Here is a 17,049-nt window from a genome sequence, read left to right as displayed (position 1 = left end):
GTCCCCGGCGAACAGGCGATCGCAGCGATATGGCGGGCCGCGAGCTGACCTCCCTCCGATCACCGCGGGTGAAGGCCGCTCGCCGGCTCGCCAAACGCGCGTTCCGCCGCCGTGAGAACCGGTTCCTCGCCGAGGGGCCGCAGGCGGTGCGGGAGGCGCTGGAGATCCCCGGCGGCCTCGCCGAGCTGTTCACCACGGCCGAGGCCGAGGCCCGCCATCCCGAACTGGTGCTCGCCGCCGAGCGCGCGGGCGCGCCGGTGCTGCGCGTCAGCGGGGAGATCATGGCCGAACTCGCCCAGACCGTCACCCCGCAGGGGCTGCTGGCGGTCTGCGAGTTCGTCGACGTCCCGCTGGGCAAGGCGCTGGAGGCCGGTCCCCGGCTGGTGACCGTCCTCGCGCACGTCCGCGACCCCGGCAACGCGGGGACCGTCCTGCGCACCGCCGACGCCGCCGGTTCGGAGACGGTCGTGTTCACCGACGCGTCCGTCGACCCCTACAACGGCAAGTGCGTGCGCGCCTCGGCGGGCAGCCTGTTCCACCTGCCGGTCGTCGTCGGCCCGCGCTTCGGCCCGCTGATCGCCGAGCTGAAGGGCGCGGGGCTCACCGTCCTCGCCGCCGACGGCGCCGGCGACCGGACCCTGGACGACGCGATCGACGAGGGCCTGCTCGCGCGGCCCACCGCCTGGGTGTTCGGGAACGAGGCCTGGGGGCTCCCGGACGAGATCCTCGAGCACGTCGACGAGGTCGTGCGGGTGCCCATCTACGGGCGCGCCGAGAGCCTGAACCTGGCGACGGCCGCGGCCGTATGCCTGTACGCCTCGGCCCGCGCACAGCGCGGGACGTGACGAACCGCACGTGAAGACGGTCGCGGTGGTTCAATGCGAACCGTGATCGGATGGCCGCAATCGGTCGCCTCAGGCGCCGCTTTCCGGCCGGTGAGCTGGGAAGATGGTCTGCGCGCGTGCGGGGGGCAGGGGGCCTGCCGCCGCGCGGGCCTCATTCGCAGGTAGGACCGGGATACAGGTCCGGCGAGGGATTTCGCCGTCCGGCCCGCGAGCCTACGGTGTTGATCAGTGCGTTGACCAGGGGCGGCGACGATGCCGTGCAGAGGGGGCGAACGTGATGACCGAGGAGATCAGGCCGGCCAGAAGGGCCGGCCGCCGCGTGCCGGAGGTGCGGTGCCGGACGGCCGCTCCGGCGCCCGGGTCCCGCGCGCCCGCCGCGGCCCCCGGATTCTCCGGCGCCCGCGTCCCCGGAGCCGGCGACGGACTCGAGGTCGAGGTCACCCGGGTGCGCGGCGACACGGCCGTCGTCGCCGTGACCGGCGAGATCGACCTGCGCACGGCCGACACCCTGCGGGCGCGGCTCGTCGAGGTGCACGCCTCGGGGCCGCGCCGGCTGCTGGCCGACTTCACCGCCGTCCCGTTCTGCGACGCGGCCGGGCTCGGCGCGCTGGTCGCCGCGCACAACCGGATCTCAGAGTCCGGCGGTGAGATCGTGCTCGCCGGCGTGCGTCCGAGCCAGCTGCGGCTGCTGCGCATCACCGGGCTGCACCGCCTGTTCCAGGTTCACGCGGACGTGCGCGGCGCCCTCGACGCGCTGGACGAGCCGACCACGTCCAGGTGAGGCCGCCGAGCCGCTGGTGAGGCCCCGTTCCGGGCGCTCCGGAACGCCGCCCGGAGGCTACACATGCCTTGCCGCCGGGGGGTTTGCGGGTCCCGCGGGGTGCCCGACTGCGGCTAGAGTCTCTTCTCGACAGGCCGCGTTCTCTTCGGTGTTCTGGAGGCCGCTGTGGGCGGAGAGGAACCCCCTCGCGTCGCCGCGCGCGCGCCCTCGGGGGGGCCCGGGCCGGGCCCCGGGGAGATCTCGGCGGACGACCTGCCCGACGGGATGCTGGTCGCCGACCACGCCGCCCGGGTGGTGGTGTTCAACGCCGCCGCGACGCGGATGACGGGGGTCGCCGCCGCGTCCGCTCTGGGCCGCGACTTCCGCGACGTCCTCCCGCTGCACGACGCGGAGGGCCGTGACTGGTGGAAGTGCCTGGCCCCCTACGACGGCCTGCGCACCCGCACTCGCCACCCGGAGCGCGTGCTGTTCCTGCCCGGCGGCACGGAACTGCTGGTGACGGCCGCGTACCGGCGCGACGCCGAGGGCCGTGTGGAGCGGTTCACGGTCTGCCTGCGCGACGCCCTGCACCGTGCCCGCCAGGAACGCGACCGCGCCGACCTCGTGTCCACCGTGGCCCACGAGCTGCGCTCCCCGCTGACGAGCGTCAAGGGCTTCACGGCGACGCTCCTGGCCAAATGGCACCGCTTCAACGACGACCAGAAGCGCGTCATGCTGGAGACCGTCAACGCCGACGCCGACCGCGTCACCCGGCTGATCACCGAGCTGCTGGACGTGTCCCGCATCGAGGCGGGCCGGCTGGAGATGCACCGCCAGGTCGTCGACCTGCCCGAGGAGGTCCGCAAGGTCATCGCGGGCCGGGTCGCGGCCGGCGAGGCGGAGGACCGGTTCCGCTTCGAGGCCCGCGGCGAGCTGCCGGAGATGTGGCTCGACCCCGATAAGATGGACCAGATCCTGGGTAACCTCGTGGAAAACGCGGTGCGCCACGGGGCCGGCACCGTCACCATCGTGGTGGAGCCGGACGCGCATAAGGAGGGAGCGGCCGTGTCGGTGCGCGACGAGGGCGAGGGCATCCCGCCCGAGGCCGTCCAGCGCGTCTTCCGGCAGTTCTGGCGCGGCCCCGGCGGCAACCGCCGCGGCGGCACCGGCCTCGGGCTCTACATCGTCAAGGGCCTCGTCGAGGCGCACGGTGGCGTGATCACCGTGCGGAGGGCGCCCGGCGGCGGCGCCGAGTTCCGATTTACCGTGCCCGCAGGGGCCCCCGACTACGCCACCTGAGCGCGGCGCACGCCGCGCGGCACGGCTCACCACGCCGGGCGAGGCGGCACCGGGCCCCGACAGGGCCAGCGCGTCACGCGCACGCTTTCCGGATCCTCATCGCCCGCGCACTAGACTGCGGGCGTCCCACGCCGACCGGAGTCGATCACACCACCATGTCTGCACCCAACAAGTCCTATGACCCCGTCGAGGTGTCCGCGTTGCAGCCCGAAGAGCTCGACCGGGTCCGCGACGCGGCCCTCGCCGCCATCGCCGCGGCCGCCGATCTCGACGCGCTGAAGCAGGTCCGCCTGGCGCACGCCGGGGACCGTTCCCCGCTGGCGCTCGCCAACCGCGAGATCGGCGCGCTGCCGCCCGCCGCCCGCGCCGACGCCGGCAAGCGCATCGGCGCCGCCCGCGGCGCGGTGTCCACGGCGCTGAAGGAGCGCCAGGCCGCACTGGAGGAGGAGCGCGACCAGCGCGTCCTCGTCGAGGAGACCGTCGACGTCACGCTGCCGTGGGACCGCGCCCCCCGCGGCGCCCGGCATCCGCTGACCACCATGCAGGAGCGGATGGCCGACGTCTTCGTCTCGATGGGCTTCGAGGTCGCCGAGGGGCCCGAGGTCGAGGCGGAGTGGTTCAACTTCGACGCGCTCAACTTCAAGCCCGACCACCCGGCCCGCACGATGCAGGACACGTTCTTCGTCGGGTCGGAGGAGACCGGGCTGGTGCTGCGGACGCACACCTCGCCGGTGCAGATCAGGGCGCTGCTGTCGCGTGAGCTGCCGGTGTACGTCGTGGTGCCGGGGCGCACGTTCCGCACCGACGAGCTGGACGCCACGCACAGCCCCGTCTTCCACCAGCTCGAGGGCCTCGCCGTCGACGAGGGCCTGACCATGGCCGACCTGCGCGGCGGCATCGACGCCTTCGTCACCGGGATGTTCGGCGCGGGGCTGAAGACGCGGTTCCGGCCGTCGTACTTCCCGTTCACCGAGCCGTCGGCGGAGGTCGACATGCAGTGCTTCGTGTGCCGGGGCGCGTCCGCCGAGCCGGGCGCCGACCCGTGCCGCACCTGCAGCTCGGAGGGCTGGATCGAGCTGGGCGGCTGCGGCATGGTCAACCCGCGGGTGCTGGTGGCCTGCGACATCGACCCGGATCGCTACAGCGGCTGGGCGTTCGGGCTGGGCGTCGAGCGGACGCTGATGTTCCGGCACGGCGTGGAGGACATGTACGACATGGTGGAGGGCGACGTCCGGTTCACCCTCCCGTTCGGGACGGAGATCTGATGCGGGCCCCGCTTTCCTGGCTGCGCGAGTACGTCGAACTGCCCGCCGGCGTCGACGGCCGCGCGCTGGCCGCCGAGCTGATCGCGGCGGGCCTGGAGGTCGAGACCGTCGAGCGGGCCGGCGCCGACATCACCGGCCCGCTCGTCGTCGGCGAGGTCCTGGCGGTCGAAGAGCTGGCCGGCTTCAAGAAGCCGATCCGCTACTGCCAGGTGGACGTCGGCAAGGCCAACGGCACCGGCGACCCCCAGAACATCGTGTGCGGCGCCACCAACTTCGCGGCCGGCGACCGTGTCGTGGTCATCCTTCCGGGCGGCGTGCTGCCCGGCGGGTTCCGGATCGGGGCCCGCAAGACCTACGGCAAGGTGTCCGAGGGCATGATCTGCTCGGTCGCCGAACTCGGCATCGGCGACGACCACGGCGGCATCCTCGTGCTGCCGCCGGACACGCCCGTCGGCGCCGACGCGATCGAGCTGCTCGGGCTGCGCGACGACGTCCTGGACATCGCCGTCACCCCCGACCGCGGGTACGCCCTGTCGATCCGCGGCATCGCCCGCGAGGCCGCCACCGCCTACGGCGTGCCGTTCAAGGACCCGGCGGACGTGGATCTGCCTCCCGAGACCGGGGCCGCTTACCCGGCGAGCATCGGCGACCCCACCGCGTGCGACCGGTTCGTGCTGCGGGAGGTGCGCGGCTTCGACCCGGACGCGCAGACCCCGATGTGGATGCGGGTCCGGCTCCACCGCGCCGGGATGCGCCCGGTGTCGCTGGCCGTGGACGTCACCAACTACCTGATGCTGGAGCTCGGGCAGCCGCTGCACGCCTTCGACCGGGGCGCGCTCACCGGCCCGATCGTGGTGCGGCGCGCCGCGCCCGGCGAGAAGCTGGAGACGCTCGACCACGTCAAGCGGTCCCTGCACCCCGAGGACATCCTCATCACCGACGAGTCGGGGCCGATCTCGATGGCCGGCACGATGGGCGGGCTCGCCACCGAGATCGGCGAGCGGTCGTCCGACATGGTCATCGAGGCCGCGCACTTCGACGACATCGGCACCGCCCGGATGAGCCGCCGGCACCGGCTGCACAGCGAGGCGTCCTACCGGTTCGAGCGCGGCGTCGACCGGGAGCTGCCGCTGTACGCCTCCTACCGGGCGGCGCGGATGCTCGCCGAGCTGGGCGGTGCGGAGGTCGTGCCCGGCGTCACCCACGCCGAGGCGCCGGTCGAGCCGGTCACCGTCACGATGGCCGCGGGCCACCCCGACCGGGTCGCCGGCGTGACCTACGGGCGGGACGTGGTCGTCCGGCGGCTGGAGCAGGTCGGCTGCACCGTCGAAGGGGACGCGTCGCTCACGGTGACGCCGCCGTCCTGGCGCCCCGACCTCACCGACCCCAACGACCTCGCCGAAGAGGTCATCCGGCTGGAGGGGTACGAGGACATCCCGGCGCGGGCGCCGCGTCCGGCGGCGGGCACGGGCCTGACCGTCCAGCAGCGGCTGCGCCGCCGGGTGGGGCGCGCGCTCGCCGGCGCCGGCTACGTCGAGGCGCTGACGTTCCCGTTCGTCGCGGAGAAGGATCTGGACGGGCTCCAGTTCCCCGCCGACGACGCCCGCCGCCGTACGCTGCGGCTCGCGAACCCGATGTCGGAGCAGGAGCCGCTGCTGCGCACCACGCTGTTGCCGGGCCTGCTCAAGGCGCTGGCGCTCAACGTGGGGCGCGGCTTCGGCGACACCGGCCTGTTCGAGGTGGGCGTGGTGTTCCGGCCCCGCCCGGACGCGCCGGAGCGGGCGCCGCGCCTCGCCGTGGACCGCGGCCCGACCGCGGAGGAGCTGGCAGGGCTTGAGGCGGCGCTGCCCGACCAGCCGTACCGGGTGGGCGTCGTCCTGTCCGGCGACCGCGAGCCCTCCGGCTGGTGGGGTGAGGGCCGCCCGGCGCTGTGGGCGGACGCGATCGAGGCGGCCCGCACGGTGGCCCGCGAGGTCGGCGTCGAGCTGACGGCCGGGGCCGACCAGCACGCGCCCTGGCACCCGGGCCGCTGCGCCGCGCTCTACGCGGGCGACACCCTGGTCGGCCACGCCGGTGAGCTGCACCCGCGCGTCACCAAGGCGTACGGGCTGCCCGAGCGGTCCTGCGCGATGGAGCTGGAGCTGCGCCGCCTGGGCGACCCCGTGACCGTCAGCGCGCCGCACGTGTCGAGCTACCCGGTCGCCACCCAGGACGTCGCGCTGACCGTCGACTCCTCGGTGCCGGCCGCCGAGGTGGAGTCGGCGCTGCGCGACGGGGCCGGCGAGCTGCTGGAGGCGATCCGGCTGTTCGACGTCTACACCGGCGAGCAGGTGGGCGAGGGCCGCAAGTCCCTGGCCTATTCGCTGCGCTTCCGCGCCTCGGACCGCACGCTCACCGCCGAGGAGGCGTCGCAGGCCCGCGCCGCCGCAGTGGCGTCCGCGTCCGACCGCACCGGCGCCGTCCTCCGCGGCGCCTGACGAACGCGGAACCCGCCCCGGACCCCGCCCCCGCGGGCCCGGGGCGGGGTTCGCGTTTCAACCGGCGTGGTCGAGGCTGCCGTCGCGCCGGCCGGCGGCCACGAGCCGGTCCATCGACAGCCCCGCCACCGCGTACCAGGCCGCACCGACCAGCGCCTCGATGCCGAGCAGCCCCAGGACGCGGCCGGGGGACGCGCCGTCCAGGATGCCGCGCACCGCCTCCAGCCCGTGCACGACCGGCAGCGCCCGCGCCGCGAACTCCAGCGGGGCCGGCCAGGTCTCGACCGGGACGTTCACCCCGCCGAACGTCATCACGATCCCGTAGGCGGCGTTCAGCACCAGCCATTCGACGCCGCGCATCCGCAGCGCGATGCCCGCCAGCGCGCACCCGTACCCGTAGCTGCTGACGAGGATGAGCACGATGACCGGGATCGCGTACGCGGCGCGCGGCCACGGCAGCGGGACGCCCAGCAGCGGCGGCAGCACGAGCCAGGCGACCAGGGAGCTGATCATCCCGGTCACCGTCCACTGCAGCCCGCGCCCCAGGTAGACCGGCAAATGCCCGGACGGTGCGATGGCCAGCAGCGGCAGCGTTCCCATCCGCCGCTCCCCGGCGAGCGAGATCACCACGATCGTTGACTCCATGCAGGCCAGCACCACGATGTTGCCGACGAGGACGTACCGCATGGTGTCGTCGTCACCGACGTAGCGGCCCAGCAGGGCGTAGAAGGTGGCCTGGCAGAGCAGCCGCACCAGCCACCCGAACGTCCACGTCCGCCAGGTGTAGACGGCGCTCATCTCGGCGAACCCGAGAATCAGCGACTCCCGGACGATCCGGAGCACGTGCCTCACGCGAACCCCACCGTCCCGTTGCGCCGGGCCTGGTCCACGTAGCGCCCCGTCAGCCACAGCCCCGCCGCCATGGCCGCCGCGCCCAGGCCGAGGATCGCCGCGACCGACCGGGGCCACCCGTGCGCATTTCCGTGGACGGCGTCGCGCAACAACTCCGCGCTCCACGACAGGAACACCACATGGCTGAACGGGTGCAGCCAGCCGGGCAGCACGGCCACCGGAACGAGGATTCCGCCGAGGATGTAGAACGGGTAGCCGAGCGAGTTCTGCAGCACGTCGCGCGCCCGGGACACGGTGAGCACGGCCGACAGCAGAGTGGCGGTCCCGACCGTCGCCAGGCAGGTGACCGCGACCGCGAGGACGAACAGCGCGGGATCGGCGACCGTCAGCACCCGGCCGAACCCGAGTGCCGCCACCAGCCACGACTCCGCGAACGCCGCCGCGCCCACGAGCACCACCATCGCGACCCGGCCGGCGACCACCGGGCCGAGCGGGACGGGCGCCGCGACCATCGGCGAGAACCGTCCCGCCCAGCGGTCCTCGGGGACGATGCGCCCGGCGTAGTCGAGTGCGGCGACCCAGAGCCCGATCAGCCCCGGCGCCAGCACGGCGTTCGCCACGGCGTCGGTGCGGTGCTCCGTCACGGTCAGCGCCAGCATCGTCGTGGTCTGCATGGGGGCGATGAGCAGGATGAGCGCGTGCTCTGGATCTCGCCGCGTCAGCGCCACCTGCAGCAGGGCCGCGTGCCACATCGCGCGGAGGGTGCTCATATCCGCATCCCCCGGTCGCCGACCGTGCGCAGGTAGACCTCTTCGAGGGTCGGCTCGCCGCGCCGGGCGGTGAGGACGTCGCGCTCCAGCAGCCAGGAGAGGACGCGGCGGGTGCCGTCCCGCCCGGACGTGTGGGCGCGCCACAGGGTCCCGTCCCGCCGCTCGACGTCGGTCACGTCCGGCAGCAGGGCCAGGGCGCCGGTGAGGGCGGCGTCGGGGTGGCTGAAGTCGACGCATTCGCGGTCGCCGAGGAAATGCCCGACCCGCGCGGTGTCCGCGCTCAGCACCATCCGGCCGCGGTCGATCAGCGTCACCCGGTCGCAGAGCGCGGTCGCCTCGTCCATGTCGTGGGTGGCCAGCAGGAAGGTGCGGCCCTCGGCGCGCAGGTCGAGGACGAGCCGCCGGAAGGCGCCGGCCGCGACCGGGTCGAGCCCGGAGGTCGGCTCGTCCAGGAACAGCATGCGGGGCTCGTGCAGCAGCCCGCGCGCCAGGTGCAGGCGCTGCCGCATCCCGCGCGAGAACCGTTCCACGCGGTCGTCCGCGCGATCGGCGAGGCCGACGCGTTCCAGCAGCGCGTCGGCGCGGTTCCGGGTCGTGCGGGCGTCGAGCTTGTAGAGCGCGCCCCAGAACAGCAGGTTCCGGCGGGCGGTCAGGCGGTCGTAGAGGCCCCGGTCACCGCCGAGGACGAGCCCCACCAGCGATCGGACGGCGCGGGTCCCGGCCACGACGTCGTGCCCGAGGATCCGCGCCGACCCCGCCGTCGGCAGCAGCACCGTCGAAAGGATCTTGACGAGGGTGGTCTTGCCCGCGCCGTTCGGCCCGAGCAGCCCATGGATCTCGTTCTGGGCGATGGTCATGGTCAGGTCGTCCAGGGCGACGACGGGGTCTTGACGGCCGCGCCTGTAGGTGCGGCGCAGCCCGGAGGTGTGCACGGCGGCTTCCATGCCTCCGACCGTCGCCGTAAGAAGGCGTGCCGGGCCATAAGGCGGCGGCTTATCTCCTACGCCGGCGCCTACGCCAGGCCGCGGTCGCGGGCGGCGGCGACGGCCTCTCCGCGGGAGGCCACGCCGAGCTTGGCGAGGATGTGCGAGACGTGGACGCTGGCGGTCTTCGGGGAGATGAACAGCTCCCCGGCGATCTCCCGGTTGGACCGGCCGCGTGCCAGCAGCCGCAGCACCTCCGATTCGCGGGCGGTGAGCGGCCCGCCGGACGGCCCGGCCAGCCCCGCGCGGCGGGCGCGCTCGGAGATCCGGCGGGCCAGCGGGGCGGCGCCGAGGCGGGCGGCGATCGCGGCGGCGCGGTCGAGGCGCACGGCCGCGGCGGTCCGGTCGCGGGCCGCCAGGTCGGCGCAGGCGGCGTCGAACAGCGCCCGCGCGAGCGGGTACGGCTGATCGAGGTCCTCCCACGTGCCGATCACGAGGTCCCAGGCGGCGGGGCCGCCGGTCAGCGCGGTCACTGACGCCTTGAGCGCCGCGGCCGCCGGGTTGGCGGCGGGCGCCCGGGCGGCCAGCCCGGCGATCTCGGGCAGGCGCGGGCCGCCGGCGCGCGCGGCCGCCTCCAGCAGCGGCCACAGATGGCACGGCTGGACGGTCAATCGCGGATGGCGCAGGACGGCGTCCACCGTGGCGCGGGCCGCCGGGCGGTCGTCCTCCGCCAGCCGCCACTCGATGATCATCTGGGCGAGCGGCAGTGCGGCCTGCGGCAACCCGGTGCCGAGGGGGACGGCGAGGGCCTCCGGATCGGGCCCTGGGCCGTCGCCCCGGGCGGCCAGCAGGGCGATCCGCCAGATCATCAGCTGGACGCGGAAGGCCGGGCCGTGGTGGTGGTCCAGCCGCCATTGGAGGGCGGCGGCGGCCTCGTCCCAGCGGCCGAGCCGGTACAGCGCCTCGATCCGGTTGACGGCCGGCGCCAGCCCGAGGCTGTGCACCAGCCCGGCATGTTCGGCGACGGCGAGCGCCTCGTCCGCCGGTGCGAGGGCGTCGGCGGGGCGGGCGGTGTTCAGCCGGCAGTGCGCCAGCGTGTTGAGCACCCGGACGCGTCCGGGCACGCCGAGATCACCGAGGGGGAGCCGTTCCAGCGGTGCCATGTCGCCGTCGCCGTCTCGCGCGGCCGCGACGGCGACGGTGGCCTCCAGCGCGGAGCCCGCCGCGTCGAGGCCGAGGGCGGCGGCCAGCTCCAGTCCTTCGCGGCCCAGCCGTTCCCCCTCGTCCATCTCCCCGTAGACGAGCAGCCGGGAGCCGAGCCGCGCGAGGATCTCGACGCGTTCCGGGGACGGGGCGGCGGCGAGCCGCTCGGCCTCCCGCAGGTCGGCAAGTTCGTCCTCGTGGCCCTGGTACCCGCGCATCTGCGCCCGGAGGGCCAGCAGCCGTGCGGTTCTGACAGGTTCGCGGCCGCGGTCGGTCTCGTCCAGCGCCCGCTGGACGAGCGGAAGCCCGCGCCCTGGGTCGCCGACCGCGCCGGCGGCCTCCGTCGCGGCCTCCAGGACACCGTGGCGGGTGCGGCCGGTCAGCGACGCCGCGTCCGGCACCCGGTCCCAGAGCGCGAGGACGCGTTCCGTCAGCGCCAGCTGCTCGGCGTAGGCGGTGGCCGTGCCCCGCTCCCCGGCGGCCCGCCACGCGGCCGCGAGGGCCTGGGCATGGTCGCCGCAGCCGTGCCAGTGGACGGCCAGCGCGCTCGCCGGCGTGTCGCTGAGATCCGGGGAGCGTTCGATGATCTCGGCGTAGCGGCGGTGGAGGGCGGAGCGCTCGCCGGGAAGCAGGTCCTCGTGGACGGCCTCGCGGATGAGCGCGTGCCGGAACGCGTACCCGTCGCCGTCCGCGGCCAGCAGGCCGTGGTCGACGGCCGGGCGCAGCGCCTCGCTCAGCTCGGCGCCGGACAGCCCGGTCACCGCCGTCAGCAGGGCGTGCCCGGCCCGGTCCCCGGCGCCGCTCGCGGCCCGCACCGCCGCGCGGGCCGGACCGGGGAGCCGCTGGACGCGGTCGAGCAGCAGGTCGCGCATCGATCCGGGCACCGCCTCGCCGGGGCTCGCGACGAGCGCCTCGACGAACAGCGGGTTGCCGCCGCCGCGCGTGTGCGCGTCCCGGACCACGGCCGGGTCGGCGTCCCCGAGGATGCCGCGCACCTGGTCGGCGACCTCGGTCCGGGAGAGGGGCGGCAGGTCCAGCCGGGTCACGTGCGGGAGGCGGGCCAGGTCGGCGAACAGCGGCCGGGTGCCCGGCTCCTCGGGGCGGAACGTGACCACGAGCAGCACCCCGGCGCGCGGCGGGTTGCGGAACAGGAAGGACAGCAGATCACGGGTGGAGCGGTCGGCCCAGTGCGCGTCCTCCACCACCAGGGTGAGCGGTTCCGCGTCCCCGAGCCGCTCGACCAGGGTCAGCAGGTGCTCGAACAGCCGCATCTGCCCGGTGCCGTCGTCGGGCGGCGGCGCGGCGGCGGTCAGGCCGGGCATGAGCCGGGCCAGTTCCGGCAGGGCGCCGCCGGGCATCAGCGAGGCGACGGCGTCCCGGCCGAGCCGCCGCAGGATGGCGCTGAACGGCGCGTAGGGCAGGCTCGCGGCGCCGAGATCGAGGCAGGCGCCGGTCAGGGCGCGCAGATCCCGCGTGAACTCGGTGACGAGGCGCGTCTTCCCGCCGCCCGCCTCACCGGCGACCAGCACGGCCGCCGGCCCGCCCGCGCACGCCCGCGCGTAGGCGGCGCGCAACCCGGCCAGTTCGGCGCTGCGCCCGGCGAACACGGGGCTGACGGTTCCCACGCGAACGAGGATGCCGGGCGGCCCGGGGAGAGTCCACCGGAAAAACTCTTAACACTACTTGTGTTGCGATAAGGGATCGGGTATTCTCGACCGCGTCACATCGCCGCCCGGCAGGGGAGTCCATTGAGGATCTGAGGTCCGACACCGCGCAGTGGCCGTTCACCGGCCCGCGCACGTGACCTCAGTGTGGGCTCTCGTCCCGCCGGGCTTTCTCATGCCCGCCGGCGCGTCGCGCGTTCCCGCGGTGTCTCCATGTGTTCCGCACCCGCTCACCACCATGGAGGCCGCACTTATGTCTTACGCCATCGTGTGCTCGGACCTGTCGTTCGCGTGGGCCGACGGCACCGTCGTCCTGGACGGCCTGGACGCCGCGTTCGGTCCCCGCCGGACCGGCCTGATCGGCGTCAACGGCTCCGGCAAGTCCACCCTGCTGAAGATCATCGCCGGGGAGCTGCGTCCCGGATCGGGGACCGTGAGCGTCGAGGGGGAGATCGGCCACCTGCCGCAGAACCTCGTCCTCGACGGCGCGGCCACGGTCTCCGACCTGCTCGGCATCAGCGGGACCCGCGCCGCGCTGCACGCCATCGAGCGCGGTGAGGCCACGGAGGAGAACTTCACCGCCGTGGGCGACGGCTGGGACGTCGAGGAACGCGCCCGCGCCGAACTCGACCGGCTCGGCCTCGACCACCTCGGCCTGGACCGCACCGTCCCGACGCTGTCGGGCGGCGAGGCGGTGATGGTCGCGCTGGCGGCGCAGTTCCTCGCCCGGCCCGACGTCCTGCTGCTGGACGAGCCGACCAACAACCTCGACCTGGACGCGCGGCACCGCCTGTACGACGCGGTCGCGTCCTGGACGGGCGTCCTGGTGGTCGTCAGCCACGACCGTGAGCTGCTCGACCGCGTCGACGAGATCGCCGACCTGCGCGACGGCGCGATCCGGTCGTTCGGCGGCGGCCTGTCCGCCTACGAGGAGCTGCTCGCCGTGGAGAGGGAGGCCGCGCAGCGGACGGTCCGGGCCGCCGAGACCGACCTGCGGCGGCAGAAGCGCGAGCTGGAGGAGGCGCACGTCAAGCTGGCCCGCCGCAAGCGCTACGGCAACAAGATGTACGAGCAGAAGCGCGAGCCGAAGATCGTGATGGGGGCGCGCAAACGGCAGGCGCAGGAGTCGGCGGGCAAGCACCGCATCATGCACGAAGAGCGCCTCGCCGACGCCCGCACCCGCCTCACCGATGCGGAGGAGGCGGTCCGCGACGACGCCGAGATCCGGATCGCGCTGCCCGCCACTCGGGTCCCGGCCGGGCGGACGGTCGCGACCGTGACCGGCCTCGCCGCACCGGAGCCGGAGCCCGCCACCCTGACGGAGCTCATCGTCCGGGGACCGGAGCGGATCGCGCTGACCGGCCCGAACGGCTCGGGCAAGACGACCCTGCTCCGGGCGCTCACCGGCGACCGCGTCCCGGACGGAGTGGTCGTCAAGATCGGTGTGAGCGGGGTCCGGTACCTGCCGCAGCGGCTCGACGTCCTCGACGAGGACCTGAGCGTGCTCGACAACGTCCGGGCCGCCGCACCATCCGCACCGGTGAACGACATCCGGGCCGGTCTGGCGCGGTTCCTGTTCCGCGGCGCGCGCGCCGAACGTCCGGCGGGGACGCTGTCGGGCGGCGAGCGATTCCGCGCCGTGCTGGCGTCGCTGCTGCTCGCCGAGCCCGCCCCGCAGCTGCTGATGCTGGACGAGCCGACGAACAACCTCGACATGGCCAGCGCCGCGCAGCTCGCCCAGGCCCTCGCCGCCTACGAGGGCGCGCTCATCGTGGTGAGCCACGACGTGCCGTTCCTGCGCACCCTCGGCATCACCCGCCGGCTGCGCATGGACCGGACGACGGGCCTCACCGAAGTCGAGGCGACATAGGGAAAATGCGGTGATACCGCGATGAGACACCTGTTACGGTCATGATCGCATCGAGGGGAGTGAACGGGGTGCCGACCAAGCTCAACCAGATCATCGCGGTCGAGAAGGGCGTGAAGAGCAAGTCCTTCCAGGATCTGACCGCCGCCCATCATTCGGTCCAGAAGGCTCCGCTGCTGTCGGGCATCTCGCGGACCTACCAGCCGAAGGACGAGGAAGGGGAGCAGCTGCCGGCCGAGTCCACCCGGGTGCAGGTCAAGGTCGACGACGTCCTGGGCGACGTGACGGGGTCGCTGACGCGGCTGTTCGACGTCACCGCCACCAAGGACTGGGCGAACTGCACCGCCCGCGCCGACGTGACGGTGGACGGCACGACGCTCCTGCGCGACGTGCCGGTCTCCTACCTGCTCTTCCTGGAGAAGCAGCTCAAGGACCTGCACACCTTCGTCAAGAAGCTGCCGGTGCTGGACGCCGCCGAGACGTGGACGTTCGACCCGTCCACCGACGTGTGGCGGACCGAGACCGTCCGCACCGTGAAGACCAAGAAGGTGCCGCGCAACCATGTGAAGGCGGAGGCGACCGAGAAGCACCCGGCCCAGGTCGAGGTGTACTACGAGGACATCCCCGTAGGCACGTGGACGACGGTGAAGTTCTCCGGCGCGCTTCCGGCGAGGCGCGTCAACGAACTGCTCGGCCGGGTGGAGAAGCTGCAGGACGCGGTCAAGTTCGCCCGCGAGGAGGCCAACGGGATCGAGGTCACCGACCAGCGCGTCGGTGAGGCGGTCTTCGGCTACCTGTTCGGATGACCCTGCCGTACGAGACCGTTCGACAACTCAATAGGATCCCCCCGCCGCAGCGCGGGGGGTGCGCGAGGAGCGCAAGCTGAAGCTGAAGCCGAAGCTGACCAGGGTGAGCGTCATATGCGGGTTCGAGTCCCGCCCCCGGCATCCGCGCCGGGGTGGCCCAACGGTAGAGGCGGCCGCCCGATCAACCTCAGATTCTTGCTCCAGACTCAGCATTCACCGCCGATCGCCGGATCGCGCGGACGTGGACGACCACCGTCGAGATGCCGGTTCGAGTCCGGCTCGCCGCGCTCGTGCGGCGATCGCATAACGGTAACGCGCGACGGTCTCAGGCTGATCCACGTCCATTCATGTGCCGGCGTGCGAATTGGGCGGTAACCACAGGGGCCCGGGGGGCGGCAAAACCCCCGGGCCCCGCTCCCGCGCCCGTCAGGTCAGGACCCGCTTGGTGAAGGTGCGGGTCGCGGCCCAGGTCAGCAGGACCGTCCCGCCGACGATCGCCAGCAGGAACGCCCACACCGGCATGTGCGGGACGTCCGGCGTCAGCGTGCTCCGCAGCCCCTCGCTGACGTACACCAGCGGGTTGAACAGGCTGAGGATCTGCAGCCAGCGGATGTCCTCCAGCGCCGACCACGGGTAGTACACGCAGCCGAGCATGGTCATCGGCAGCAGCACCATCGCGAACAGCACCTGGACCTTCTGCGGGTTCATCAGCGTGCCCAGCAGCAGCCCGCCCGAGGCGGACAGCAGTGCCCCGGGCACCATGACCAGGATCAGGACGGGCCAGTTGCCCACGTGCACGCTGGGCGCCTCGCCCTCGGCGTGGATGAACAGCACGGCCGGGAACACCAGCAGCCCGCCGATCAGCCCCTGCGCCGCCGCCGCGATGATCTTCTGGGCGGCCAGCAGCGGGATGGGCACCGGGGCCAGCGCCCGGTCGGTGATCGACTTCTGCCAGGTCAGCTCCATCATCAGCGGGAAGATCACCGCCATCATGGCCTGCATGATGATGGACGACCCGACGAGGCCGGGCAGCAGGATGGTGGCGAACGTCGGCCCGCCGGAGCCGCCGACCATGGCGCCGCCGCCGAGCTTGGGCAGGACGTAGGCGAACACGAAGACGAACATGACCGGCTGCACCAGCACCCGGACGAACGTCGACAGGAAGTTCTTGCGCATGACCCGCGCTTCGCGCGCCATCATCGCGCCGAACGTGCGGGCGATCGTCGCCCGCGCCGGGGGCGGCGGCGCGATCACTGCGGGGGCGGCCGGGACTGCGGAGGCGCTCATTCGCGGTACTCCCTTCCGGTGAGCGTGAGGAAGACGGTCTCCAGGCTGGGACGGAGCTGAGTGGCGTCGGTGACGCCGATTCCGGCGCCGGAACCGATCGTGACGAGTTCGCCGAGCAGCCCGTCGGGCTCGGCGGCGAACACGCGCACCTGGCCGTCGTTGATCTCGACCTTGCTGATGCCGGCCCGGTCGGCGAGGGCCCGGATCCGCTCGGGGACCGGGGCGTCGTAGGCCACGGTGATGACCGTGTCGGCGCCCGCGCCGGCCTTGAGCTGGTCCACGGTCCCGCTGGCGAGGATCCTGCCGTGGTCGACGACCGCGACCCTCTCGCAGAGGGCCTCGGCCTCCTCCATGTAGTGGGTGGTCAGCAGGATCGTCTGCCCGGCCGCCTGCAGACCCCGCAGCACCTCCCACAGGTTCGTGCGGGTCTGCGGGTCGAGGCCGGCGGTCGGCTCGTCCAGGAACAGCACCTCGGGGCCGTGCATGAGGGCCCGGCAGATCATGACGCGCTTGGCCTGCCCGCCCGAGATCTCGAACGGGTTCCCGTCGCGCTGCTCGGTCAGCCCGAACAGCTCCAGCAGCTCGGCGGCGCGCCTGCGGGCGTCGCGCGCGCCCAGCCCGAAGTACCGGCCGCGGAACTCCAGGTTCTCGGCGACGGTCAGGTCGCTGTCGAGGGTGTTGTTCTGCGACACGACGCCGATGCGGCGCTTGATCTCGACAGCGTCCTTCACCACGTCCAGGCCGCAGACGTGCGCGCTGCCCCCGGTCGGGACGACGAGCGTGGTGAGCATGCCGATGGTGGTCGACTTGCCCGCGCCGTTCGGGCCGAGCAGCCCGAAGAACTCGCCGCGCGGGACGTCCAGATCGATGCCCTGGACGGCGGGCACCGCGGGACGGGGCCCGGACGCGGGATAGGTCTTCTTCAGCCCGACCGTGCGAACGGCGGCTTCCGGGGGTTCGGTCATTGGTTACCTTTCGTGGATACCCCCGTGCTTTAGCTGGGGGGAAACGGAAGCGCGGGAGGGCCGCCA

The 17,049-nt window shown here is 73.7% G+C and carries 13 protein-coding genes; 7 read left to right on the top strand and 6 right to left on the bottom strand.

The features are described 5' to 3' along the window. Positions 1–29: 29 nt before the first annotated feature. The 5 genes from AB0C35_RS29350 (at position 30) to pheT (ending at position 6,646) form a co-directional block, all read left to right on the top strand. Entirely contained in the window at positions 30–845 is an 816-nt protein-coding gene (locus tag AB0C35_RS29350) for an RNA methyltransferase (protein ID WP_358462580.1), read from the top strand. Positions 846–1,122: 277 nt separating this feature from the next. Further along, a complete protein-coding gene (locus AB0C35_RS29345) occupies positions 1,123–1,626 on the top strand; it encodes an STAS domain-containing protein (protein ID WP_358462577.1) in 504 nt (167 codons plus the stop codon). 237 nt (positions 1,627–1,863) lie between these two features. Continuing rightward, entirely contained in the window at positions 1,864–2,904 is a 1,041-nt protein-coding gene (locus tag AB0C35_RS29340; protein WP_358462891.1) for an ATP-binding protein, read from the top strand. Positions 2,905–3,059: 155 nt separating this feature from the next. Beyond that, positions 3,060–4,169, top strand: a complete 1,110-nt coding sequence (gene pheS, locus AB0C35_RS29335) for a phenylalanine--tRNA ligase subunit alpha (protein ID WP_358462574.1) — start codon at positions 3,060–3,062, stop codon at positions 4,167–4,169. Further along, on the top strand, positions 4,169–6,646 hold the full coding sequence (gene pheT, locus AB0C35_RS29330; RefSeq protein WP_358462571.1) for a phenylalanine--tRNA ligase subunit beta: 2,478 nt from the start codon (positions 4,169–4,171) through the stop codon (positions 6,644–6,646). The genes pheS and pheT overlap by 1 nt, the downstream gene beginning before the upstream one ends. A gap of 57 nt (positions 6,647–6,703) precedes the next feature. On the opposite strand, the gene AB0C35_RS29325 is transcribed toward pheT, so the two are convergent. From AB0C35_RS29325 to AB0C35_RS29310, 4 genes are all read right to left on the bottom strand, one after another. After that, on the bottom strand, positions 6,704–7,498 hold the full coding sequence (locus AB0C35_RS29325) for an ABC transporter permease (RefSeq protein WP_358462568.1): 795 nt from the start codon (positions 7,496–7,498) through the stop codon (positions 6,704–6,706). After that, the gene (locus tag AB0C35_RS29320) at positions 7,495–8,268 is read right to left on the bottom strand and encodes an ABC transporter permease (RefSeq protein ID WP_358462565.1); all 774 of its coding nucleotides are present in this window, start codon (positions 8,266–8,268) and stop codon (positions 7,495–7,497) included. Before AB0C35_RS29320 ends, AB0C35_RS29325 begins: the two co-directional genes overlap by 4 nt. Further along, positions 8,265–9,212, bottom strand: a complete 948-nt coding sequence (locus AB0C35_RS29315) for an ABC transporter ATP-binding protein (protein ID WP_358462562.1) — start codon at positions 9,210–9,212, stop codon at positions 8,265–8,267. The genes AB0C35_RS29320 and AB0C35_RS29315 overlap by 4 nt, the downstream gene beginning before the upstream one ends. Before the next feature lie 68 nt (positions 9,213–9,280). Further along, the gene (locus AB0C35_RS29310) at positions 9,281–12,019 is read right to left on the bottom strand and encodes an AAA family ATPase (protein ID WP_358462559.1); all 2,739 of its coding nucleotides are present in this window, start codon (positions 12,017–12,019) and stop codon (positions 9,281–9,283) included. A gap of 292 nt (positions 12,020–12,311) precedes the next feature. On the opposite strand from AB0C35_RS29310, the gene AB0C35_RS29305 reads away from it, so the two are divergent. Both AB0C35_RS29305 and AB0C35_RS29300 read left to right on the top strand, forming a co-directional pair. Beyond that, positions 12,312–13,928: an ABC-F family ATP-binding cassette domain-containing protein gene (locus AB0C35_RS29305; RefSeq protein WP_358462556.1), complete on the top strand. Its 1,617-nt coding sequence runs from the start codon at positions 12,312–12,314 to the stop codon at positions 13,926–13,928. A gap of 41 nt (positions 13,929–13,969) precedes the next feature. Beyond that, positions 13,970–14,731, top strand: a complete 762-nt coding sequence (locus AB0C35_RS29300) for a hypothetical protein (protein WP_358462554.1) — start codon at positions 13,970–13,972, stop codon at positions 14,729–14,731. A gap of 426 nt (positions 14,732–15,157) precedes the next feature. Here the strand turns inward: AB0C35_RS29300 and AB0C35_RS29295 are convergent, their stop codons facing one another. Then, positions 15,158–16,018, bottom strand: a complete 861-nt coding sequence (locus AB0C35_RS29295) for an ABC transporter permease (RefSeq protein ID WP_358462551.1) — start codon at positions 16,016–16,018, stop codon at positions 15,158–15,160. Continuing rightward, positions 16,015–16,983: an ABC transporter ATP-binding protein gene (locus tag AB0C35_RS29290; protein ID WP_358462548.1), complete on the bottom strand. Its 969-nt coding sequence runs from the start codon at positions 16,981–16,983 to the stop codon at positions 16,015–16,017. The genes AB0C35_RS29295 and AB0C35_RS29290 overlap by 4 nt, the downstream gene beginning before the upstream one ends. Positions 16,984–17,049 lie beyond the last annotated feature (66 nt).

Source organism: Spirillospora sp. NPDC048819 (assembly GCF_040650055.1).
GTDB lineage: Bacteria > Actinomycetota > Actinomycetes > Streptosporangiales > Streptosporangiaceae > Spirillospora.
This window is presented reverse-complemented; position numbering and strand designations above follow the sequence as displayed.

What these genes read in the sequence shown, in the direction of transcription:
- AB0C35_RS29320 (WP_358462565.1), bottom strand. Translation starts at nt 8,268, where the DNA reads ATGAGCACCCTCCGCGCGATGTGGCACGCGGCCCTGCTGCAGGTGGCG.
- AB0C35_RS29295 (WP_358462551.1), bottom strand. Translation starts at nt 16,018, where the DNA reads ATGAGCGCCTCCGCAGTCCCGGCCGCCCCCGCAGTGATCGCGCCGCCG.
- AB0C35_RS29305 (WP_358462556.1), top strand. Translation starts at nt 12,312, where the DNA reads ATGTCTTACGCCATCGTGTGCTCGGACCTGTCGTTCGCGTGGGCCGAC.
- AB0C35_RS29350 (WP_358462580.1), top strand. Translation starts at nt 30, where the DNA reads ATGGCGGGCCGCGAGCTGACCTCCCTCCGATCACCGCGGGTGAAGGCC.
- pheT (WP_358462571.1), top strand. Translation starts at nt 4,169, where the DNA reads ATGCGGGCCCCGCTTTCCTGGCTGCGCGAGTACGTCGAACTGCCCGCC.
- AB0C35_RS29315 (WP_358462562.1), bottom strand. Translation starts at nt 9,212, where the DNA reads ATGGAAGCCGCCGTGCACACCTCCGGGCTGCGCCGCACCTACAGGCGC.
- AB0C35_RS29345 (WP_358462577.1), top strand. Translation starts at nt 1,123, where the DNA reads ATGACCGAGGAGATCAGGCCGGCCAGAAGGGCCGGCCGCCGCGTGCCG.
- AB0C35_RS29290 (WP_358462548.1), bottom strand. Translation starts at nt 16,983, where the DNA reads ATGACCGAACCCCCGGAAGCCGCCGTTCGCACGGTCGGGCTGAAGAAG.
- AB0C35_RS29300 (WP_358462554.1), top strand. Translation starts at nt 13,970, where the DNA reads ATGATCGCATCGAGGGGAGTGAACGGGGTGCCGACCAAGCTCAACCAG.
- pheS (WP_358462574.1), top strand. Translation starts at nt 3,060, where the DNA reads ATGTCTGCACCCAACAAGTCCTATGACCCCGTCGAGGTGTCCGCGTTG.